The sequence below is a fragment of the Dysgonomonas sp. GY617 genome, assembly GCF_015233815.1.
Taxonomy (GTDB): domain Bacteria; phylum Bacteroidota; class Bacteroidia; order Bacteroidales; family Dysgonomonadaceae; genus Dysgonomonas_A.
Genome location: NZ_JADCLR010000001.1, coordinates 303,925 through 324,980 on the forward strand (window position 1 = coordinate 303,925; position 21,056 = coordinate 324,980).

The window sequence follows — 21,056 nt, forward strand, 5'->3', positions numbered from 1 at the left end:
GTATTTGGTAGTGAGATTAGTAGGATATTTTAGGTTATATAGTAATGCAAAAATTTGCAAAATAAAGCTATGAGGACTAAGGTTTTAGTTGTTGCGGTAACGCTTGTGATGGTAGGTTGTAAAAATCCTTCGAATAATGCCGAGCAGGTGCAAAATATACCCGCCGATACAGTAGTGGTTATTGATACTGTTCCACAGACGGTTGACGAAGATCAAGCCATTCAATTTATCAAAAAACATATTCTGACTGAAAAAGATTTGTACACCGATTATGATGGGGGTACGCAGTTGGCTGACTTTTTTGTGATCGAGCTAATTGATAAAGATACTTTTCTGAAAAACAAAGGTTCGGCCGTTCAGTATTTCACACTCGATACAACTTCCATTCAGAAGTCGAAAGGAATCTTACGCTTGCCTTGTAACAATGGGGCGTTTGTTACTCTTACCGATAATCTTTCGGATGGTGAGCATCATAAAGAGTATAGCTATGTAGGGCAGGTTAAAGCACTCAATGCTTATCTTATATCGGGTATTTACTGGGAAGACTGGAATTATTTCTTTGTAGATAAGAACGGTGGACGCACGGTGCAGACTTTTGCCAATTTTCCTTATCTGTCGGCTGACGAAAGATACATTGTCAGTGTAGATGTAGACTCGTTCGAAGGGGCTGCATATATAGACTTGTATGAGGTGAGCAATAGACGCTACATTGACCCTATGATAGGTATGTACATCAAAAATTGGATACCGTTGGGTAACGACAAAATGTATTGGAGTACCGATAGTTATCTCTATATGGCTGTTTTGAGTAACAGAGATTATTGGGCTGCCGAGGGCAACTATGCAGGGCTCGACCAGTATATCCGCCTCAGACCCGTAGCATAGTTATATATAGAAGATAATTTCTAAATAAAGAATGTAAGAAAAGGAGACAGCTTATTGAAAGCTGCCTCCTTTTGTCTTTTTTAGTGGATAAACTGTGAGTTTGTTTTATACCCCTGCTATATCTTTTACATGAGTTATATTGCTCTGTGCACTGGCAATATCGACGACAGAAACTACGGGTTGGAAATTGATTTGCGAAATTGCTTCCAGAATCTTACTGTTGTCGGGAGCCGTTGCCGAATCTACTACTTCGAGATTCGTGAGCTGTCCGCCTTGTTCATACATGTGTTTCATGCTATGTTGTAGCGGCGAACTGCTTTTTCCTGTACGATTGAAGTAGGTACTCAGATCGTCGGGCGATAGCTCTCTGCGTTGCTTATTGATATAGTCAATCAATCCCAGATTTTTACGTGTAGATACTCGATTGACTACAAATTCATCGCCTTCTACTTCTATGTTAGTTCCTTCGATGCGCATTCCTCCCTGTGAGTGACGTTTACCGTTAAGCAAACCTCCATCTTCGAGTTTCGACATCTGACGTGTGATAATGGCAACTTGCACTGCACCGGCAGCTGCTGTTAATGCAGCCATTATTTGTCCGATAAAAGGTCCTGCCCCCATTGCCTGAACTACGGCAAAAGCTGTGTTTGCAATACTTTGCACAAGTTTTTGACCTAGTTCTATCTTTTTTGCCTGCTTTTCTTTCTTGGCAATGTCTTTCTCCAGCTTTTCTTTTTGCTTAGCCAAGTCTTGCTCTTGTTTAGCTAATTCTTGATTGGCTTCCATCTGGCGGGCAATCTGTTCTTGAATAACAATGGCACGTCCTCCCGAGGCAGATGAGGCTTCCTCTTCGAGACTTTTTATCTTGTCCTGACATTCCTTTCGTTTTTCAACAACGGCATCGTACTGTTTGGTGACCTCCTCTAGCTTTACTTTGGCTTCGTCTATTTGTTGTTGAATGATCGAATTGGCAATTTCACAAGCCGAAGTCAGAGCTTCGTTTATACTGCCCCATGTTTCGGTCATTTTATCATGCAACTCTTTGTAGAACTCTTTTTGAAGATTTGTTGATTTCTCGGTATTGTCGATTATCCTATCTTCGGTTTCTTTCTTTTCGTCTGCATAGTTTTTGTGTTCGGCAGACATTTTATCTTGTATGTCTTTCCACTCTTTGCTGTTTTCTTTTACTAAATCTTGTTCTTCTTTTAGTAATTTCATTTTAGCCAGATGGCTTATATTCAGATCCGAAAGATATTGTTGGTCAGCAGCTAATGCTTTAGCATAGTTTTCTTTTGTTGCACTTACGTCTATGAGCCCAAGTTTGTTGCGCTTTACCTGATCTTTGTGAAGGTCTTCATTTCCTTTTTTCTTATCTTCAATAAATTTGTTTTGGGCTGCAATCAGTAGGTCGTTTCTTTCTAGTTCGCCTTGTATGGCAGCACTCTCCACTTTTTCTTTTATAGCTCTTAGCTCTTTACCTTGTTTTTTGGCTAGCTCTAAATTCTGCTTTGACTGCCTTTCCTTCAAAGCTCTTTCTTTCAAAGCAAAAGATTCGTTTATTTCGGCAAGTCTCTCGGCATTCCCTCTATACTTTTTCTGCATTTCCTGGTGATGCTCAGTCAAAGCATCTATTTCCTCCTGATTCTTTTTCAATTGGAGAGCAGACTCTTTTTTTGCAGCCTCTTCCATAAAACCAATAGCATCACTCGTATTGGTGTTGGCAGCCATGTTTTTGTAATGCTCAATCTGCTTTTCTTCTGTTGACTTATAGATTGCTTCTGTTTCTTTTTGTACTTTTTTCAAGTCATCGAGATAAGTGTCAGGCTCTTCTCTTTTAGGTTGGGCTGATGCTCTAGGTTTGTTTTTTCGCTCTTCCACCTCTCTGAAAAAATTCCATTTTTGGAGTTGAATTTTTCTGTAGTCCTCCGAATCTTTTTCGTACATGGCAAGGCACGAGCTGAAGTAGCTATCATACATAGTTATACCATCTTTAGTATATTTCCAATCGGCGCCCTTTTGAGCTTCCATATTTTCGATATACATATGCGTGGTATCTGAATGCATCTTTAAGATCTTTCTAGTACTCTCTTTTGCTGATTCTATTCTGCTTTTGGTGGCTGCCTCTTCATAATTTTTCACAACATTCATAGAATCCATCTGTATCTTGGCGCCTCTTTCAACAGTATTGCCAATCTCTTTAAAAGCGTCTTTGAAGCCTGCTGTACCTTGTTCTTTGAAAATGTCAATTATATTAATCAGACCCTCTACTGCATTGATAATGTGTTTGATATGGTTCAGTAAAAACTGTACTAGTACATTTCCTACTCCGGCGATAACGGGTTCTATTTTTCGCATAATGGCATCAAACCTGTCCATGCCCCCGGTAGCCCCTCCAATTTGTTTTTTGATGTCGTCGAAGTTGGCTATAAGGTATCCTAATAATACAATGAAAGCTCCGACTCCGGTCGAGATCAGGGCAGCCTTGAATCCTTTAAGGGCAACGCTACTGCCTTGTGTACTTTTTGTAAAGAGATTTTTTGCTACCGCAGCGGCTTTCATTACAATAGAGTCTTTTGATACAAGTTGAGTGTAAAGAGACTGAATGGCGCTGACGGTTTTGGTAATTTCGCCGAGTTTTTCTACTGCTTGGGTAAGTGTGCGACTCTCTACTCCGAATAACTTAAGAACGTCGGAACTAGATGAAAGAATACCCGAAAAGGAGTTGATTGTGCTGTTTGTATTGGTAAATCCGTCGGAGATAGTGTTTAAAGTATCGCCCAAAGAACCGAATATTGCTAAATGGCTCTTGCTCATAGTTTCGAGGTTCGATAGCTCTTCTTGTAGCGTTTGTATGCGGCTAATAAGGTCTGCACCGCTAACCTTTCTTTCGGCTTTGCTTAATCCCTCGTATTCTTCGGTAAGTTGTTTTATTAACAGTTTTAGTTGCTCTATACTACCTTGTTCGGTTTCGCGTAGAGCAAATGTTTTTTCAACTTCTTTGTTTTGTTCTCTTAGGGCAAAGGTTGAAGCTCTTAGGGTCGATTGGTATTCTTCTATATCCTGTAATAGCTTCTGACCGGTATCTCCTTCTTGTGCAGCTCGGTCTAACGAGTTATAAGCTTCTTCAAGAGTCTTTAAGTTGTGGGTTAAATCTGCTACACTCGACGAATTGGCACTCTTATCGAGTTCTTCGCGAAGTGTAGTGATATCGGTTATCGTTTTGTCTACACCGTCAATTTTGATTGTGAAGGTTTTCAGTTTTTCCTTGTGATCATTTAAGGCTATTGTTGATTCTTGAAGGGCTGTATTGTATCGCTGAATATCACCTAATAGTTGCGTACCTATAGCCGAATCGCGTTCCGTTTGGTTGAGCGATTTGTAAGCTTCTTCGAGAACTTTGAGATTATGCTCTAGTTCCTCTATGTTTGATGCAGCTAAGTTTTTATCGAGTTCTTCCCGAAGCGTTTTAATATCGGTTATGGTTTTGTCAATACCATCTATCTTAATTTTAAATTCTCTAGAACCTGCCATATTTCTTTTCTCTTATAGATAAAATGGCACTAATGAGGGTTTGAGGCTCTAAAACAAAAACAGCATCAATCGAAAGACTAATGCTGCTCGGCAGATAGCTGTTAACTATCTGTTAATTTCTTATTTTAACGGGTAAGGGTTCCGAACGTACTCCATAACCAGCTACTTGAACAATGTTCACATCGATCACGCTACTTTGTGTAGATGTTGGAATGGGATTGGGGGCGGTTATTGCTACATCTGCTTTGGCTGAGGATATGATTTCGAACTCTTTTAGCAGGCTTACGGTGAGACATAGGGCAATTACTGTAAGTACGATTTTGGTGTACAGGTCTGTTTTCATGATTCGATAGTTGTTAATGGTTATTATGTTGCTTGTTACAAATATAGACCATTCTATCGGGTTAAGGTTTAAGGGTAGTGAAATAGAAGTTTCGATAGTGGTGAGTTTGGGTATTTGTAATGTCTTATTAATGTGTTGTTAGTTACTGATTTATAATGTTTTTTTAGTGAGCCGTTTGATCAGTTTTTACATTTGGTTTAGAAATTATTGAGAATTATTTCAGCGAAAATAAAAAAGAGAGATAAATAGTTAAAATAATTGATATATTTGCCATCTCGTATAGAATGTAATCACACTTAAATTGTAGCAAATGAAAAAACACAACGTAGGAGTAATGTCTCTTATCTTAGCAGGTTCTTTACTGTTAGCAAGCTGTTCCAGTACCACTGTAATCAACTCATCACCATCGGGAGCTAAAGTTTTTCTAAATGGCGAAGCTGTGGGAACAACTCCATATCATTACACTGATACTAAAATTGTAGGTTCATCTACCTCTGTTAAATTAGAAAAAGAAGGTTACGAGCCTTTTTATGCCGGATTTTCGAGAAGTGAAAAAGCTGATGTAGGTGCTATTATTGGGGGTGTATTTGTATTGGTTCCGTTCTTGTGGACTATGAAATACAAACCCGAACGTACTTACGAAATGGTTCCTTTGGCAGGTACAAAACTAGAGGAAGTTAAAAAAGATACGGGTGCTGTAAGCCAAACAAAAGCAGAAGAATTGAGAAGTCTCAAACTGCTTTTGGATGACAATATCATTACTGCTGAGGAGTATGAAAAAGAAAAGAAGAAAATTTTAGATAACTAACTAATTCTTAATACTACACCAGATAAACGCTTTGCTCGATGTTGATGCAAGGCGTTTCTTTTTTCTGAGCCAATCGGCTGTTGATAAACCATTGGCAAGCTGATGCTATTTTTCAATAACGAAAACTTATCCCTTTGGGGGATTATAGGGGGAAATAGTATTTCTTTCTTCCTCTTTCTTTTCTTTCTTAAAGTTTGGGTTACCGCTAGGTTAGCCGAGAGTTATTTTTTCATTTGTTGTTAGGATATAGTTTTGTTTAAATGCTTTCTTATCAGTTCGATAAGTGGGCTGTTTGTTGGGTTATTTGCCGGGTTATTGATGTTTCAATAGAGCAATAACGGGTTGTGGACCAACGATATACTCAATTTCGCTCGGTTGCCTCAAATCGTATAGACTTCATCGAGTCTATTCACGCTTCGCACTCCGAAAGTATCCGTGCTTCAAAAAATATGTCCGCTTGATAGATAAATAGCTTAAAGTTCTTTTTCTACAAATTGCTTTAGTTCGGGGAAAAATGTGTTGTACCCTGCTTGAAGTTCCTTGTAATTCTGCTCGAAAGCAGCGTATATATTGGCATCTTCGGGTAAGAATTTGGCTCGCTGAGTGAGGCGTTCAAAACTTCGCTGCATCATCCATTTATGACGATAGTTATAGAGCCAGTCTTCTTTTTTCATGTACGAAAACAAGCGCTGAAAAATGTGTGGTGTTTCGTCAATATTATTATCTATTTGAAGATAGCACCATTCGCTGAATTTTTGCCAGCCTTCGGGCGGTTCGTTGAGAGAATCTATTGCCAAAAAATGGTCGAATGTTACATCCAGAAAGACTCCATTGTATCTTCCTGCCGAATGGGTGTATAGTTTCTGTATTTCTCTGATAACGGGATGTGCATCGGTGTATTCATCTATCTTCCGATGAAGGTGTATGCCTTGTTGAATGCCTTCCGTAAAATCGTTTATCTGTTTACCTTTTACACAATCGGCAATGAGATTTCCGACAAGTAGTTCAGGGTTATTAAACGATAAATATGCATGTGCCAGATAGTTCATATTGAGGTGTCTCGATAAATAGTTTTACTTAAGAAAGGATTGTTTCCATGAAAGAAACAATCCCTCTGTTAAATGGTTTAGATTTTCTTACCTATATAAAATACATAGCCGTAATAAGCCTTGTATTTATTATATAACTTCATCTCGTGCCGTTGATTGGCAATAAAATCTTCAGCTGTTTTATTGCCTGCGTGCTTCTTCAGGAAGATTTCCTGTGCAGAGGCTTGCGGCATGTAGAAATGTTCTGTCCAACAATTTTCGGGTAGTATAAATGTGGCAACGGGAATATATCCTGCTTTCTGCATCTGTGCTACTTTGTTAGGAATTGTATCTATTTCGGGATAAGCATCGTTCCAAAAATCGTTAATCTCAGTGGGGCGTTCGTCAGTGAACCACGATGCTTCCGTAACTGCTAAATAGCCTCCCTTTTTCAAGAGTTTGTGCCATTGGTTTATACCTTGTTCAAATCCTACATTGTAGATTGCTCCCTCCGACCAAATCAGGTCTAACTCTTCATCCTTGAAGTGAAGATTGTCCATCGAACCAACTATGCCTTTCACTCTGTTGTTGAAACCCAATTGAGTGGCATTGATGTTGAACTGTTCTATAAACTTAGGGAAGATGTCGATAGCCGTAATCTCTCCCGATGTATGTTGTGCCAGCACCATTGTTTGTCCACCCGTTCCGCAGCCGATGTCGGCTATACGCGATTCTGATGTGAGATTATCTATAAAGCTCAATACTTTTATGGTTATTTCTGGACTTCCGGGTCCTTGGCGTTCTACATTGGAGAAATATTCGCAGATTAAGTTGAAGTCGAATTCGTGAATTGATTTATTTTCGTTATTCATAATTTTTCGTTTTTAGTCATATTATGCCAAAAGGCTCTGATAATAGCCTGGCATGATACGAAACATCAGTTTTGATAATTAAATAAAATGAACTATTCCCAAAAGATTATTCGGGAATAAACGAAAGGACAACCTGTAAATGAGATACAGATTGTTTACGAAACGGACTCCTTCTTTAGTATTGAAATAGTATACATACACTAATTTTAATTCTACAAATATATAAATTTTTCGGGTTTGACAGCCAGTTTTAAACAATTGTCAGTAAAAAGGTTGAAATAAGAGATGGTGTTTAAGGCTTGATACTCTTCTGTTTTCGTTTATTGGTAAGCCATGCACGTATCGGTTCGTCATAGAATCGGACTATGATATAGGCGAATATTAAATTGAAAATAATGAATGCCGAAACTATAACAGCAAGTTTGGTTCCCGTGGGAGAGTATTTGTTGTAATAATTGGTAAATATCCAGACGGTTGTAACATGCGTCATATAAATAGGGTAGGACAGACGCCCGATGAGCTTGCAAAAGCTTTGCATCCGCCCTTTAACTCTGGCTCCTGCACCAATGCTGATTATAAGTGGAAAGGCTACGATTACTAGTAGTGACTCCTTAAACCAATCGTTTAGCGAATGCGGATATAGGAATGCACCGACGAGTAAAACGCAGGGGAGTAGGAAACCGAACTTGTTTTTCCAGATCAGATTGAAGCGAAATATCAATAAGCCTGCTATGAACGAAAAGCTTACTCGGGGAAACCCATCGAGAAACGTTGCCCCGTCCCATCCGTTGATGAGCCAACCCGCCGAGCGTGCTGTATGCAGTAACCAGATGGCACAGACTGCTCCTAAAGCAAGTAACCATTTTTTGCTGAGGCGAATCAATACAAGTGCATATACTATGTTGGCTAGATATTCTAGAAATAACGACCATGCAGGGGTGTTGTAAGGAAACAAGGCTCCTGCTCTACCCGTAAGGAAAGGGGTGGGGATGATGAGTAAAGACCCAACGAATGCAGGAATGATAAGCTTCCATTCGAGAATATAGTCTCCATCTCCAAAAGGGTTGAAGATATAACCGATCGCTCCGATTACTGTACCAAGAATAACAAGTGGATGCAAACGTATAAGGCGATTGATGTAGAAATTTTTTACGCCTATTTGTGGCAGTCGTTTGTCATATGCAAAACCGATAATGAAGCCCGACAGACAAAAGAAAAAATCGACAGCCAAAAAGCCATGTCCTAAAATATTGTCAGCCTTGTTGGGGTAAATCATTTCCAGATAGTGGAAAACCAAAATAACAATGGCAGCCGTACCTCGCAGTCCGTCTAATACATCAAAATAATAAGGCTTCGGTAGAGGTTGCTGTGTGTTGGTGTGCATCTGAATCGAAATTACATGAAATAAGGTCTAAAGATAACAATATCCGTCAGATTTATCTATTCAATAAAACTACTTATATGATTAACAGTATTATCGAAATGTTTCGTCGACAAGCACGTGAACACAAAACAATCCGTTCATTTTACTACAATCGTAATTACGAAATAGGGTCGGGCAATGAGGCACATCCGCTTTTCTGGCTCGAAGATCCGTTGACGGGTCGCAATAATGCAAATACTTTTTCGAATACGGCAAACTTCTCTATACTTTTTGTGCCGAAGGATGATAGCGAGATTGCCAACTTGCAAAATCTGGCTTTCTCTATTGGGCTTAATATCTTGGAACGCATTAAGTACGACAATGCTGTTCCCGTTTCTATACTTCCTACGTGGTCATACCTTACTCTTCGGAACTATTACGATAACAATGCTTGCGGATGCCGTTTTACGGTTGATTTTGTTCAACGTAATATGCAGGACTTGTGTTTGATTGAAGAACAATTCGATGTTTTGAAAGACTTCGAAGCAGAGGGAGTCTTAAACAGCTTTGATGTGAAAACTGCCAATACCTGCGAAACATTTATAAATAAACTACCCGTATTTGATCTTAAAACTTCTAAACGATGAATGAGGCAATAGTAAAGGTACTGAATAGTATTGCCGAAGATATTCTTTCGCTTGTTCATCTTATTTTAGACGAAAACGGATTGAGAAATAGTGCATTGAAGGACGAGGCTAGATGTACGGTTGAGACTTCGGGCAATCCTGTTTTTAGAATTATCTTCAATGATTATATTGATTACATAAAAAATGGCAGGAAGCCAGATTCGGGAGAGGCGCCTCCCATATCGGACTTAAGAGACTGGGCACTACGCAAGGGAATACCTGCCACCAATGATGTTTTGTATGCTATTGCCGAGACGATAAGAAAGCAGGGAATGGCTCCCCGACCTATTTTGGCTATGCTGGAAGAGGAGATAGAAAAATCGTTCGAAAATGAGTGGGCAGATGAGTTGTTTGAGGCTATAATTAGGGAAATCGAAGTGTTTTTTAACGATTGAGATAAGTAATATGATCAGTCCATCTTTAAAAAATATGTATATTTATGGCTCGAATCAATTAAAACTTAAATCTTATTCGTATGAAGACAAACCTTTCTGCTATTGGAGAAAAATTCGCTTTTGAAGGAACAGTTAAAGAAATCCGTTCCTTGGGAGAAGGTCTCATTAATGATACCTTTTTCGTTGAAACAGAGGGATCGAGCCCCAATTATATTTTGCAGTGCAAAAACAAAAATATCTTTCAGAATATACCTGCCATGATGGAGAACATCCATAAGGTAACTACACATCTGAAGAAAAAAATAGTAGCTCAAGGCGGCGATCCAATGCGTGAAGCTCTTACTGTGACCCTTACAAAAGACGGTAAACTATATTATCACGATGAGCAGGACGAGTATTGGGCTGCATGTCTGTTTATAGAAGACACGATAACTTATCAGAAGGCTGATTCTACTATATTGGCTGAGCAGGGCGGACGCGGTATTGGTCAGTTCCAAGCCCTGCTTTCGGATATGAAAGAGCCTTTGACAGATATTCTACCAGGGTTTCACAATATGCGATTCCGTTTCAAACAATGGGATGAGGTAATAGCAAAAGATCCCGTAGGACGTAAAGCTAAAGTTGAGAAAGAGGTGGCATGGATTGAAAGCCGCAGAGAAGAAATGCTTGCATTCTGGGCAAAAGCCGAATCGGGCGAACTTCCTACTCGTGTAACTCATAACGACACTAAGATCAGCAATATCTTGTTCGACAAGAACGAAAAGGTGCTTTGTGTAATAGACCTCGATACGGTATTGAATAGTATTTGTTTGAACGATTATGGCGATGCCATCCGTTCATATACTAATGCTGCGGGTTTTGAGGACGAAGAGGACTTAAGCAAAGTATATGTTGATATGGATATATTTGAAGCTTATACTAAAGGCTATCTGGCAGAAACGGTTAGTTTTCTAACTCCTGCTGAAGCAGATAATGTGGCATTTTCGGCTAAGTATATCACTTTCGAACAAGTGCTTCGCTTCTTGATGGATTATATTGATGGTGATAATTATTACAAGGTGAAGAATGATACTCACAATCTGGTTCGTGCACGCGGTCAATACAAGCTATTGCAATCGTTGGACGAAAACTACGATAAGATGTGTGAGATTGTAAATTCTGAGCTAGCGGCTCTTAGAAAATAAGAATCTAACTAAAATGGTAGCCTGTAAAGACAGTTTCAGAGAGACTCTCTTTACAGGTTTACTGAATTATTATTGACTATAATATTTGAAGATGAATAAGATAAAAATACCAAAGCTATCTATTGATGCGTCTGATATAGAGGCGGTAGCTAAGCAGATGGCAAGCTTGCCGATAAATAAAATAGAGACTATTAATTGGCCCGATACATATCCATCAAAACCCGATGTTGCTTTTACCATTGCACACAATAGCAACAATATATTGCTGCAATATAGAGTCAAAGAAAACGAAATATTGGCGGCTGTAACGGCCGATAATGGAGAGGTGTGGACCGATTCGTGTGTGGAAATGTTCATTTCGTTCGACAATAAGCATTACTACAATGCCGAGTTTACTTGTATTGGCAAAGCTTTGCTGGGTTACAGAGTATTTGGAGGACATGCCGAGCATGCACATACGGAGGTTATGCAATCTATTTTGAGGCTTCCCAGTTTGGGGACTGCCAATAGAGAGAAGGAGATAGGTAGTTTCGATTGGACATTGACACTTGTTATTCCTTCTTCAGCTTTTTGGAAAAGCAACATAACTACTTTCGATGGTTTAAAGGTAAAAGGAAATTTCTTTAAATGTGGCGATAAGCTTACTGTGCCTCATTTTGTTTCCTGGACAACTATCGATACACCAAGCCCAAGTTTCCATCAACCTCAGTTTTTCGGTGAATTGTATTTTGAATGAAACGAGTTCAATTTTGAGAATTAAAGAGATAATAATTATATAAAATTGATTTATCTTTGCTGTCAAAGTAATAATAATAAAGTTGGCTCGTTTAAGATTAGATAAGACTCCATTGTTTAGGGTCACACATTTTGATAATATTCAGCATATTGCAGAAAAAGGAATAACGCATATTTCGTCTCCGGACAGTAATGAAAATTATGTGCCTATAGGTAATAATGCTATTATTGATAAACGCAAAGAACGTCTGCTTCCGAGTGGACGTCCTTTGACTGATTATATTCCTTTTCATTTTGCACCTAGAATGCCTATGCTCTATGCAATACAGAAAGGATATGGAACCGAAATTGTTGATCCGAGACGCATCGTTTACTGCATATCAACAGTACAGCAGATAATAGATGCCGAATTAGAATTTTGGTTTACCAATGGGCATGCTTTCAGTAGATTAAGCAATTTCTATGATAGTACTAGGATTCGCAAGATTAGAGGGTTATTGGATTGGGATGCGATAACAGACAACGGCTGGGGGGGAAGTGAAAACACCGACTTGAGGAGGAGAAAGGAAGCCGAATTTTTGGTCGGTGCAGATATTCCCGCTACTTGTATTACCGAATATGTAGTTTATAGTCCTAGTATTAAGGACAAACTATTTGTATCGGGAATTGACGACAACAAGATACGAGTGGAGCCAGGATATTATTTTTGATATATGATTAAATATGTATACGGAAACATGTTTGAGAGTAAATCTCAAGCGATAGTTAACACTGTCAACACTGTGGGGGTAATGGGGAAAGGGATTGCCTTACAGTTTAAGAAGTACTTTCCGAATAATTTCAAAATTTACAAAAACGCATGTGATAACAAGACTTTAACAATTGGTACACTTTTGGTTTGTGAAGAAGAACATCTTCAAATTGGGCGAAAAATAATCATCAATTTTCCAACGAAAGATCATTGGAGAAATCCTTCCGAGTATAATTATATCCGTTTGGGGCTTATTGAATTGACTAAACTAATAAAGGAACGCAGACTAGAGTCGATAAGTGTTCCTCCCTTAGGTGCAGGCAATGGTGGTTTGCAGTGGAGTAAAGTAAAGGATCTGATAGAAGAATATTTGTCGGATGTAGATTGCGAGGTAGTTGTATATCAACCCAATGAAGAGGTAAAACAAGTTCTTGATAAGGAACGTGCTAAATTGACTCCTGCGAGGGCAATGATGTTAGACGTACTTTTTGATATGGTGAAGGAGGGAGAATTTATCTCTGAATTTGCGGCAGAAAAGATTGTCTATTTCTTGCAACGCTTTGGTGCTTTTGATCAATTTCAACTCGATTTTTGCAACGATTATTATGGTCCGTATTCAGGAAAAGTAAAGCATGTATTTAAGTACCTCAATGGTAGTTATATTGGCGAATATAATTCGTTAATGGACACTCCGTTTCAAGAGTTAAATTTGCACATGTCTACCGAGAAAAACGTGACAGAGTATTTGAACTTAGCAGACAATAAGGTATATAAAGATATAAGTAAGAGAACAAAAGAGTTTTTATCAGGATTCTATTCATCTTTTGCTCTGGAACTTTTATCTACAATAGATTACATAAGACAAACTGAGAAAATTTACACACAAGAGGGTATAATTACCTCTTTAGCAACTAACAAAGCCGAAAAGCGTACTGTTTTTGACAATCCTGAATATATTACACTAACAAATACTCATCTGGATAGCTTCTTTGCATTACCCCAGAATTAATTATACTCTCTAAGGTGTTGATACTCTTTTAGATTGAATGTGTGTTATTTTTGAAAAAATAGCCTACGGATATTGTGATGTTTTGGTCTTTCCAAGAAGGATTACCTCCGTCATATAAACCACTCATAAGATTCAATAGACCAGCCTCATAGTTTATATTCAAAAGGTATTGATTGTATTCTACACCAACACCTCCTATGACTCCGAAGTCAAATTTGTGAAGTCCCGCATCCCTAAAGCCTTTGCTTATAGATTCGGGACGTATTAGTTCTTTGGGGGTTGAGCTATTATGTGTTGTGATGTCTCTTGTCCGATAGATGTTTTCTGATAAGTGTATCACCCATCAAGAGTGCCAAAACTACAAATGGTAGTAATACCGTTAGCGGATTGAGATCCATCTTCGAAAAATGAGGCATACTGAAATCTACCTCCATCGAAGGTAATTGCATCGCAGTATCTCCCATCGTAAAATAAAATACGATAATTGGCAGAGCTACTATGGCGGCTATTCCTCCGGCTATTGAAATGGCTGTATATATTTTGCTTCTAAGTGCATTCTTAGTCTTGGCTTCAGAAGCTACTTGATGTATTTGTTGCATCAAACGGTCTTCGAAACTAGTAGAAGGGTTGCTCAATTCCATATCTTGAAATAAGCTCCTTAGGCGATCTGTTTCTTGCTTTTTCATTTTGATATGAGTTTATTTATTTCTGAATTCATAAATTTTCGTATACGGTGTAACTTTACTTTTACATTGGCTTGGCTCAGGTTGCTTATCGTGCTTATATCTTGTACACTATGGTTGTTAAGATAAAAGAGGGTAATCAATAAAGCATCCTCTGGGTTGAGGCGTTTTAATACCTCGTCTAGATATTGAAGCCTTTCTTCGGTATGCAACTCATCCAGATTATCGGATAGCTCAGCATCGGGAAGTTTTTCTGCCATATCATCAAAAGATATAAATTCTCGTTTGGTTTTCCTCACCTCCGTAATCGCTGTATTGTAGGCTATACGGTAGAGCCACGTTGAAAACTCTGAATCTCCTCTGAATTTACTGAGTGATTGATATATTTTGATAAAGATCTCCTGAGTGATGTCTTCCGCATCCTGTGTATTGGTGACAATTTTGCTGACAATGGTAAATACCATTCTCTGATATCGGCGTACAATATGAACAAAGGCATTTGTATCACCATCCTTGATTAAACGGACATAATATATGTCATCAAAACTTGTCATGCTTGTATGACGTATCAGTGTCACATAGGTTACAAATGTAATCAGAAAATTTTCAGAAAAAATAATTCTACTATTTTTGTAACCTTTCATTATATGCTGCGTCAAAATAAGCAAACAAGAAAATGTTTAACGAATTTAAAAGTATAAGATATGCAACAAGTATTAGTTCCCATTTGTATTATCGGTATTATTACCTTAGGTATATACCGTTTGTTTGAGTTGTTTGTTCGCCGCAACGAAAGAATGGCTATTATCGAAAAGCTGCAAAGCAATGTCGATCCGTCGGTCTTTGCCAATAAGTTTAGCTTACCCATATTAGGCGGACAGCCACAAGTAAAACTGTCTTCCTCTTGGCCTCTTAGAGCCAGTCTGTTATTGGTGGGTGTAGGCTTGGGTTTACTGGTAGCTTTCTTTCTCGAATTGGCTTTGACAAATTCTTTAAGTCCCGAATTTGCAAGCTATGATTATGCCGTAAGAGATAATATCAAAGATTCGGTTGCAATCATTTATTTGGCAAGTGTTTCTCTTTTCGGTGGATTGGGCTTGCTGATAGCTTATTTGGTAGAACAAAAGAAAGAAAAGCTGCATAAGGATTGATATGTGGTTTTCTGTTTTAGAGGTCTTAGACCTATATTCACTGTTACAGGGAGTGTCTCTTTTTAGGGATGCTCCTTTTTTTTGATATGTAATTGCTTAGTGGTTCTATACTACTCTATTTAGTAAGAAAAAGCTGTGACTTTGCCCTTTTTTATCTATCAAATAAAAGATAGAGCATGGCATATTATTCTAATAAAGAGATCGCTTCGGTAGTTGAGCCCAATTCGATAACTCTGGCTAATAATCCGAACTTTGTAGTGTTCAGCAGTAAAGGAAATAAGGACAGAGATCAAAAAATGAGGGCTGTGATCGAAATTAAAGAAACGGCTTTTGGAGCAGACTTTGATGGCTCGCAGACTGCTATTGATAAATTGGAAATTTTAGCGCAAGAATTATTATATCTGGAGATAACGGGAAGTAATGCTTCGATCGATACCTATTCTTTTCAAGGAACTTATGATCGTATTAAAGTAGATAGTAAAACTTTTTATGTTGCACGAGAGGGCGAGATGTTGGATGGAAACGTTTTATCTAAAGATGAGGCATTAGCTATTACAGCATCAAACCTCAAAGAGTGCTTCATGCAAAATCCGTTTTTAAAGAATAATTTTGAGATTACTATATTCGATCTTGAAGTTAATGAGAATGTTGTAAAACCTGGGCATCAGATAGAAATCTTATCTAAAGGAACAGGCAGCCTTTATGACTTTTCTATAGAGCATGGAAAAAGGCACGTTTCAGGCAAGGTTCCAGATCATATAATAAGAGTAGATATTACGGGTTTTACTGATGAGATGATAGAGCTTGATATTGTAAGTTACTTTTATACCCTCCCTATAACAGGAACTATTGTTTCCCCAACTTTGAAAGGTGCTTTTTTTGATGAAAAGGTTGATCAAAAAAAGGTTATAGTGGTATATAGACCGCAAGAAACAGGTTTGTCTTGGGATGAATGCAACAAAAAGACGCTAGCAAGCCTAGCTGTTTTTCTTTCAAATTATTTTCCATTTTTTCAGATCTTCAATGTTGTTCTAAATACTAAAAAGGGGTATATAGAGTTGTCTTATGGAGAATTTGCTGAGGCATTTTTTCCTTATGAAATATCATTTAGCTCAGATTTTGGTTTGTTCAGTAAACTTCCCGAAGATGAGCACTCTTTTATAACATCTTCAGTAAGTGTTTCTTCGTCTTCTGATACTATCGATTATGGAACTGGAGAGTACCAGATTGAATTGGATGTATATACTGATCATGAGGTTCTACCTGGCAGTAAAGATTCTTTAAACTATATGGGAAAATACTTAACTACGCTTTCAAAGTCTTATTTCGGAAAACCATTATGGTTCGACTTAAGTACATTGTTGAGTAAGAAGGTAAACTATTCGCCTACTTTTCTTTCCGAATTGGAACTCGAGCCTGAAGATGAAGAGTTTCAACTTTGGAGCAATGCTGAAACGATGACCAATTATCGGTTTATAGCCAAACGTACTGACGGAAAAATTAATCAGCCATTTTATTACTCCTCTCCTTTGTATATCCTCAATGGGTATGATTATACTCTGAATCCTTCGACATTGGGAGTGGATGATGCCGGTAACTCTTACACCATCGATTTTTCACAAGACTTCTATATGAGGGAGTTTACGAAAATAAAACCGTTGACAAATAGGTTCATTCGTACACATATTAAAGGGCAGAAGCAATATTTCAATTTCATACATAATTATCAGCGAACTACTTTGAGGGTTGGAGGAGCAGACAATTTGGTTCCGTCCTTAGGATTACGTTATAAACTGTATACTCAAATGGGTGGATTTATAGGGGAATATACATCTAAAGGTCAAGAAGAAAGTAATTTTAGCCAAGTGAATACGGGCTTGCTTCAACTCGATCAGTTTTTGCCCATATATAACGGTAAGACAGTGGGGCGTATAGATGTTTATTTATGCAGATGGCACAAAAGTACATTTTTAGGCTTAAACGAATCCGAAGTGATTATATCAACGCCGCTTTCGTTCCGTATTCTACCGGAGGATATCAATGAGGTCAACGACTTTGCTTTTCTCAATCGATTGGGAGGATGGGATACAATGAATTTCGGTGGAGGCTTCTCTTCCGAATTTAAAACCGCAGGATCAACTATCTATAAAACATTACAGCCCGATCCTAATCTTCGAACCGAAATAGAATCGGTAGCTATGAAAAGTGTGCAAGAACAGAAAGTGGTACAAACTTCACCCATTACGAGCGATATTGTAGATTGGCTGCGCGAAATGAGTGCTTCACGTGCTGTATACGAGCTTAAAACGAAACGCTACATAATAGTAGATGATATGACTCTCAAATACAATACAACTGACGATTTGTATCAGGTAGAAATGAAATATCACTATACAGACACATATAATACTCAGATAAAGTAAGGTTGTTGCCAAAAGAAAAACAAATACATTATGACTAATATAGAACTTTACATAGATAAGAAACTTTGCGATATACAAAGTCCCGACAAGTTGGGTGTGCGCCTCAATAGAGTACTTATCAATCCTGCCGAAATTACTACGAAAGATGCACAATACAGTTATTCGATCAGCATTCCTGCTACATCATCTAATGATGCCATCTTTGGATATGCTAATGTAGAAGAGGTTAAGAACAAATTTAATCACAATTATACAGCACAGCTTTATGTTGATAGTATTCGGATATTCGGTGGTCGATTTAAACTCAGTGAAATAGATTCTGATGGAAATTATAAGGGAAATCTGGTAGTTCCTGCCAAGAAAACCATAAAGGAAATTTTTGGAGAAAAGAAAATGAGCGAGATAGAAGGTGTTTGGGAATTGGATGTTAGCGATCCCTCCAATCCCGATAACCCATTAAGTATGGTTGAAATGCTGAATAAGTATAACACTGATAAGGATATTCCCGATTGTATTTTTCCTCTTCCGTTGTATGGCTTATTACCCAAAGTGGAGTCGGATGATAAAGGTACGGTTTCAGGAAAAACGATCTGGGATAAATACGTGCGCTTAGGTATTGAAGATTTTCCTCCATCTATCAATTGTCTTGAAACAATCAAGAGGATATTCAAAAATAATACAAATGATTCTTCTAATATAGGAGGTCGTGCTTTTGAAGATGATCGTCTGAAGAATCTATATATGTCGTATCAAAACCCGACAACTTATCAGCAGGAATGGAATTGGGGGCACTTGGGGAAAATGAAAATAAGTGGGGAATGGACGAATATAAAAAATGACAATAAGGAAGTCTTACGTTCTAGTCTTGAAACTGAATTTTTTGAGACACAAGGTGATTATGAACATGTTGCTGTAAATTTATTCAATGCTAAGAATTCGGTAATAAAAATAGAAAAAGATACGGGGAATAATATTTCACAATCAGAGATTAAGAAGGAAGATAACTCGATTATTAAAAATACTCATATCGTAATTCCTGTAAGTGGTTTGTATAAAATTGTTTTTTCAGCTACAATGAAAGTAGTTGCCTCAGCAGATAGTCAGCATAAGGGAAGTTCAAATAGAGATTTAGGGCTTCGATTTGCATATGAAAATTCGCATAATGCTAATAATAAATTAAATTCATCCAGGTATGAACTAAAATTACTTCGTAATAGAGGAAAAGGTGCTTTTGAAATAGATAAATCGGTGATTGACGGATTGTTTTATAAAGATAATCAAAATCAGATAATGAATAAAACAGGTCAAAAGGATAAAGACTATAATTTTCCTCTTTTTGAAACTTCTCCTAAATATTTTCCTCAAGCCAAACCTGATTCAATTCTATTTGTAGACCCATGCCAAAACCCTAATATTATATCAGGTTTTCGTTGGGGTAAAGCTGATTTTGAGGAGTCAGTTAATCCCGTTGACAAGAATAATTCATATTGTAGTCTCTTGTCAGCGAAGGGAGGATTAAGTTGGGACAAAACAATTGATACACTGACTTATAATGCTATTAAATCGCCGGGGTATTGGAGGTATGGTATTTTGAAGACAGAAGAAGATGAGTCTGAAGAAGAGATAGGAGAGGAAACAATCAAAGAATTTGGGTATGAAATCAGTAACAAATTTAAGATTGAGTTAGATTCGCCTGATAATTATATAAAGAAACAAGATGACTCCAATGGAGATGGTATTATACATTCGGTTATATGGCTTGAGAAAGGCGAACGTATAGCACTTGTTGATGTGACAGATGTAGGTGTATGGCGGCAGGGACCTAGTCATAAAGCAAAAGGAGCTTATATAAAGCATGAAGTGTCGTTTGTTCTTGAGATAGAGCCTTATAAAGCAAATAAAGAATGGGTAACTGTCAATTCTGATGGCATGGGTACATTTTCGATGAAATGGGACGAGTCTTCAGACTTTAAAACAGATATAATAAATCTGGTCAAATTTCTGCCATCAGAACAAAAGATCGATGAGTGGTTAAGTGGTTAGATAATTTTTGTAAAGCCTTTAATTTGGAATTGACGCAGCCCAAAGATGGTAAGTTTGAACTGAATGTAAAACAAACCCGATCGACTGCATCTGCAGCCTCTGTGATTGATTTGGATGGAAAAGCAAGCATTGCACAAAGAACCAATCAACCATTGGGATTGCCTTCTGAATTTCAACTCGGTTTTAAAATAAATAAGGACGAAGAAGGCTACGTTAAATCGGAGGGTAATAAAGATGGAGGAGGAAGTTTTATCACTGGGAATATCGATGGACAAGTGGTTACTCAAACGTCAAACTTTTCCTATAATTGGTTTAAAGATATAACGCGTGTGATTGAAACAAAGGTAAAGAATGCCGAAGGAAATATTGTAACCCGCACTAGTACTGTACCTTTAAAGCTTCCCGTAATCAGCCACAAGGAGATTTGGGCAACAGATGATGGTAAGGATGATAAGGAAATGATGAAGAAACTTTATACTAATTATTCACAACGTTTTTGGTATAAGAACGATACTCCTGATAATGTAGGTATAGTATGGGAGAATACCGATAAGAAAATAGAATTGATGCTGCCCCAGTTAGAGAATACATTAAATAAACAAGATGTTCTGAATCTCGATTATTATGATAATCCCAATTCTATATTAAATACTTACTTTAGTATTATTGCTACCGATGATAGTAACTATACATATGTGGAGTGTTACCTCAATCCCGATGAGTATGAGCAGATGGATGGCACTAAATTAGTAAAACTGAACGGAGACCTATATTACGTAGCTGCTGTTGAAGGCTACGATCCTACGGGTCGAAACAAAACAAAGCTAAAGCTGATCAGAAAAGTATAAGGTTTTAGGATTTTTTATTTGCCTGGTGTCCTGTGCCGATCTGAATTGCTTATTACTTACTAAGTCCTTCAATTAATAATTATGAATACTACAAAAGTGTCTCTTTGGAGGCGCTTTTGTATATCATAAAGTAAATGTCTTATTAATAGGTTTTTAATTTATGAGTAGTGTGTCAATTATCGTTATCGTCATTATCGCATGCTGTAAATAGTGTTGCAATTATTGTAAAGAGGAGTATTCTCTTCATAAGTTTAAGGTTTTAGGTAGTTTAAAAAACAAATGCAACATTTTTTTAAGATGTTAACAGAATGAGATTGA

Annotated in this window: 20 protein-coding genes; 12 read left to right on the forward strand and 8 right to left on the reverse strand. The window is 37.7% G+C overall.

Annotated features, from left to right (window positions below):
* Window positions 1-69 precede the first annotated feature (69 nt).
* Entirely contained in the window at window positions 70-885 is an 816-nt protein-coding gene (locus IR022_RS01165; RefSeq protein ID WP_050710224.1) for a hypothetical protein, read from the forward strand.
* Window positions 886-990: 105 nt separating this feature from the next.
* Here the strand turns inward: IR022_RS01165 and IR022_RS01170 are convergent, their stop codons facing one another.
* Both IR022_RS01170 and IR022_RS01175 read right to left on the reverse strand, forming a co-directional pair.
* Window positions 991-4,416, reverse strand: a complete 3,426-nt coding sequence (locus IR022_RS01170) for a hypothetical protein (protein WP_194202307.1) — start codon at window positions 4,414-4,416, stop codon at window positions 991-993.
* 112 nt (window positions 4,417-4,528) lie between these two features.
* On the reverse strand, window positions 4,529-4,759 hold the full coding sequence (locus IR022_RS01175; RefSeq protein ID WP_050710222.1) for a hypothetical protein: 231 nt from the start codon (window positions 4,757-4,759) through the stop codon (window positions 4,529-4,531).
* Window positions 4,760-5,069: 310 nt separating this feature from the next.
* Here IR022_RS01175 and IR022_RS01180 point away from each other — a divergent pair, with 310 nt between their 5' ends.
* Window positions 5,070-5,567: a PEGA domain-containing protein gene (locus tag IR022_RS01180; protein ID WP_194202308.1), complete on the forward strand. Its 498-nt coding sequence runs from the start codon at window positions 5,070-5,072 to the stop codon at window positions 5,565-5,567.
* Window positions 5,568-6,040: 473 nt separating this feature from the next.
* On the opposite strand, the gene IR022_RS01185 is transcribed toward IR022_RS01180, so the two are convergent.
* The 3 genes from IR022_RS01185 to IR022_RS01195 all read right to left on the reverse strand — a co-directional run bounded on the left by IR022_RS01185 (window position 6,041) and on the right by IR022_RS01195 (window position 8,851).
* Complete coding sequence (locus tag IR022_RS01185; protein ID WP_194202309.1) at window positions 6,041-6,616, reverse strand: ACP phosphodiesterase; 576 nt, start codon at window positions 6,614-6,616, stop codon at window positions 6,041-6,043.
* Window positions 6,617-6,693: 77 nt separating this feature from the next.
* Entirely contained in the window at window positions 6,694-7,467 is a 774-nt protein-coding gene (locus IR022_RS01190) for a class I SAM-dependent methyltransferase (RefSeq protein WP_194202310.1), read from the reverse strand.
* Between the two features lie 292 nt (window positions 7,468-7,759).
* Window positions 7,760-8,851 carry an acyltransferase family protein gene (locus IR022_RS01195; protein WP_194202311.1) on the reverse strand — a complete coding sequence of 364 codons (1,092 nt, stop codon included), beginning with the start codon at window positions 8,849-8,851 and terminating at the stop codon, window positions 7,760-7,762.
* Between the two features lie 77 nt (window positions 8,852-8,928).
* Here IR022_RS01195 and IR022_RS01200 point away from each other — a divergent pair, with 77 nt between their 5' ends.
* From IR022_RS01200 to IR022_RS01225, 6 genes are all read left to right on the forward strand, one after another.
* Window positions 8,929-9,477: a hypothetical protein gene (locus tag IR022_RS01200; protein ID WP_194202312.1), complete on the forward strand. Its 549-nt coding sequence runs from the start codon at window positions 8,929-8,931 to the stop codon at window positions 9,475-9,477.
* A complete protein-coding gene (locus tag IR022_RS01205; RefSeq protein WP_194202313.1) occupies window positions 9,474-9,911 on the forward strand; it encodes a hypothetical protein in 438 nt (145 codons plus the stop codon). Before IR022_RS01200 ends, IR022_RS01205 begins: the two co-directional genes overlap by 4 nt.
* Before the next feature lie 80 nt (window positions 9,912-9,991).
* Complete coding sequence (locus IR022_RS01210; protein ID WP_194202314.1) at window positions 9,992-11,095, forward strand: phosphotransferase enzyme family protein; 1,104 nt, start codon at window positions 9,992-9,994, stop codon at window positions 11,093-11,095.
* A gap of 91 nt (window positions 11,096-11,186) precedes the next feature.
* Window positions 11,187-11,831 carry a carbohydrate-binding family 9-like protein gene (locus tag IR022_RS01215; protein WP_194202315.1) on the forward strand — a complete coding sequence of 215 codons (645 nt, stop codon included), beginning with the start codon at window positions 11,187-11,189 and terminating at the stop codon, window positions 11,829-11,831.
* Window positions 11,832-11,913: 82 nt separating this feature from the next.
* A complete protein-coding gene (locus tag IR022_RS01220; RefSeq protein WP_050710213.1) occupies window positions 11,914-12,540 on the forward strand; it encodes a DUF4433 domain-containing protein in 627 nt (208 codons plus the stop codon).
* Window positions 12,541-12,543: 3 nt separating this feature from the next.
* Window positions 12,544-13,590: a macro domain-containing protein gene (locus IR022_RS01225; protein WP_050710212.1), complete on the forward strand. Its 1,047-nt coding sequence runs from the start codon at window positions 12,544-12,546 to the stop codon at window positions 13,588-13,590.
* A 28-nt stretch (window positions 13,591-13,618) separates the two neighbouring features.
* Here IR022_RS01225 and IR022_RS01230 read toward each other — a convergent pair whose 3' ends face one another.
* From IR022_RS01230 to IR022_RS01240, 3 genes are read right to left on the reverse strand one after another with little or no spacing between them, the layout of a single operon-like run.
* A complete protein-coding gene (locus tag IR022_RS01230) occupies window positions 13,619-13,930 on the reverse strand; it encodes a hypothetical protein (RefSeq protein WP_194202316.1) in 312 nt (103 codons plus the stop codon).
* Window positions 13,878-14,276: a hypothetical protein gene (locus IR022_RS01235; RefSeq protein WP_194202317.1), complete on the reverse strand. Its 399-nt coding sequence runs from the start codon at window positions 14,274-14,276 to the stop codon at window positions 13,878-13,880. Before IR022_RS01235 ends, IR022_RS01230 begins: the two co-directional genes overlap by 53 nt.
* Complete coding sequence (locus IR022_RS01240; protein ID WP_242047089.1) at window positions 14,273-14,917, reverse strand: RNA polymerase sigma factor; 645 nt, start codon at window positions 14,915-14,917, stop codon at window positions 14,273-14,275. Before IR022_RS01240 ends, IR022_RS01235 begins: the two co-directional genes overlap by 4 nt.
* Window positions 14,918-14,977: 60 nt before the next feature.
* Between IR022_RS01240 and IR022_RS01245 the strand changes: the two genes are divergently transcribed.
* The 4 genes from IR022_RS01245 to IR022_RS01260 all read left to right on the forward strand — a co-directional run bounded on the left by IR022_RS01245 (window position 14,978) and on the right by IR022_RS01260 (window position 20,738).
* Entirely contained in the window at window positions 14,978-15,424 is a 447-nt protein-coding gene (locus IR022_RS01245; RefSeq protein WP_050710210.1) for a DUF6249 domain-containing protein, read from the forward strand.
* Between the two features lie 176 nt (window positions 15,425-15,600).
* Window positions 15,601-17,847: a hypothetical protein gene (locus tag IR022_RS01250; protein ID WP_194202318.1), complete on the forward strand. Its 2,247-nt coding sequence runs from the start codon at window positions 15,601-15,603 to the stop codon at window positions 17,845-17,847.
* A gap of 30 nt (window positions 17,848-17,877) precedes the next feature.
* Window positions 17,878-19,890, forward strand: coding sequence for a hypothetical protein (locus IR022_RS01255; RefSeq protein WP_194202319.1), 2,013 nt, complete (start codon window positions 17,878-17,880; stop codon window positions 19,888-19,890).
* Between the two features lie 23 nt (window positions 19,891-19,913).
* Complete coding sequence (locus tag IR022_RS01260; RefSeq protein WP_194202320.1) at window positions 19,914-20,738, forward strand: hypothetical protein; 825 nt, start codon at window positions 19,914-19,916, stop codon at window positions 20,736-20,738.
* Window positions 20,739-21,056: the final 318 nt, after the last annotated feature.

Bases quoted from the DNA above. Each gene is read 5' to 3' on its own strand.
- IR022_RS01165 (WP_050710224.1), top strand. From the start codon at position 70: ATGAGGACTAAGGTTTTAGTTGTTGCGGTAACGCTTGTGATGGTAGGT.
- IR022_RS01170 (WP_194202307.1), bottom strand. From the start codon at position 4,416: ATGGCAGGTTCTAGAGAATTTAAAATTAAGATAGATGGTATTGACAAA.
- IR022_RS01175 (WP_050710222.1), bottom strand. From the start codon at position 4,759: ATGAAAACAGACCTGTACACCAAAATCGTACTTACAGTAATTGCCCTA.
- IR022_RS01180 (WP_194202308.1), top strand. From the start codon at position 5,070: ATGAAAAAACACAACGTAGGAGTAATGTCTCTTATCTTAGCAGGTTCT.
- IR022_RS01185 (WP_194202309.1), bottom strand. From the start codon at position 6,616: ATGAACTATCTGGCACATGCATATTTATCGTTTAATAACCCTGAACTA.
- IR022_RS01190 (WP_194202310.1), bottom strand. From the start codon at position 7,467: ATGAATAACGAAAATAAATCAATTCACGAATTCGACTTCAACTTAATC.
- IR022_RS01195 (WP_194202311.1), bottom strand. From the start codon at position 8,851: ATGCACACCAACACACAGCAACCTCTACCGAAGCCTTATTATTTTGAT.
- IR022_RS01200 (WP_194202312.1), top strand. From the start codon at position 8,929: ATGATTAACAGTATTATCGAAATGTTTCGTCGACAAGCACGTGAACAC.
- IR022_RS01205 (WP_194202313.1), top strand. From the start codon at position 9,474: ATGAATGAGGCAATAGTAAAGGTACTGAATAGTATTGCCGAAGATATT.
- IR022_RS01210 (WP_194202314.1), top strand. From the start codon at position 9,992: ATGAAGACAAACCTTTCTGCTATTGGAGAAAAATTCGCTTTTGAAGGA.
- IR022_RS01215 (WP_194202315.1), top strand. From the start codon at position 11,187: ATGAATAAGATAAAAATACCAAAGCTATCTATTGATGCGTCTGATATA.
- IR022_RS01225 (WP_050710212.1), top strand. From the start codon at position 12,544: ATGATTAAATATGTATACGGAAACATGTTTGAGAGTAAATCTCAAGCG.
- IR022_RS01235 (WP_194202317.1), bottom strand. From the start codon at position 14,276: ATGAAAAAGCAAGAAACAGATCGCCTAAGGAGCTTATTTCAAGATATG.
- IR022_RS01240 (WP_242047089.1), bottom strand. From the start codon at position 14,917: ATGAAAGGTTACAAAAATAGTAGAATTATTTTTTCTGAAAATTTTCTG.
- IR022_RS01245 (WP_050710210.1), top strand. From the start codon at position 14,978: ATGCAACAAGTATTAGTTCCCATTTGTATTATCGGTATTATTACCTTA.
- IR022_RS01250 (WP_194202318.1), top strand. From the start codon at position 15,601: ATGGCATATTATTCTAATAAAGAGATCGCTTCGGTAGTTGAGCCCAAT.
- IR022_RS01255 (WP_194202319.1), top strand. From the start codon at position 17,878: ATGACTAATATAGAACTTTACATAGATAAGAAACTTTGCGATATACAA.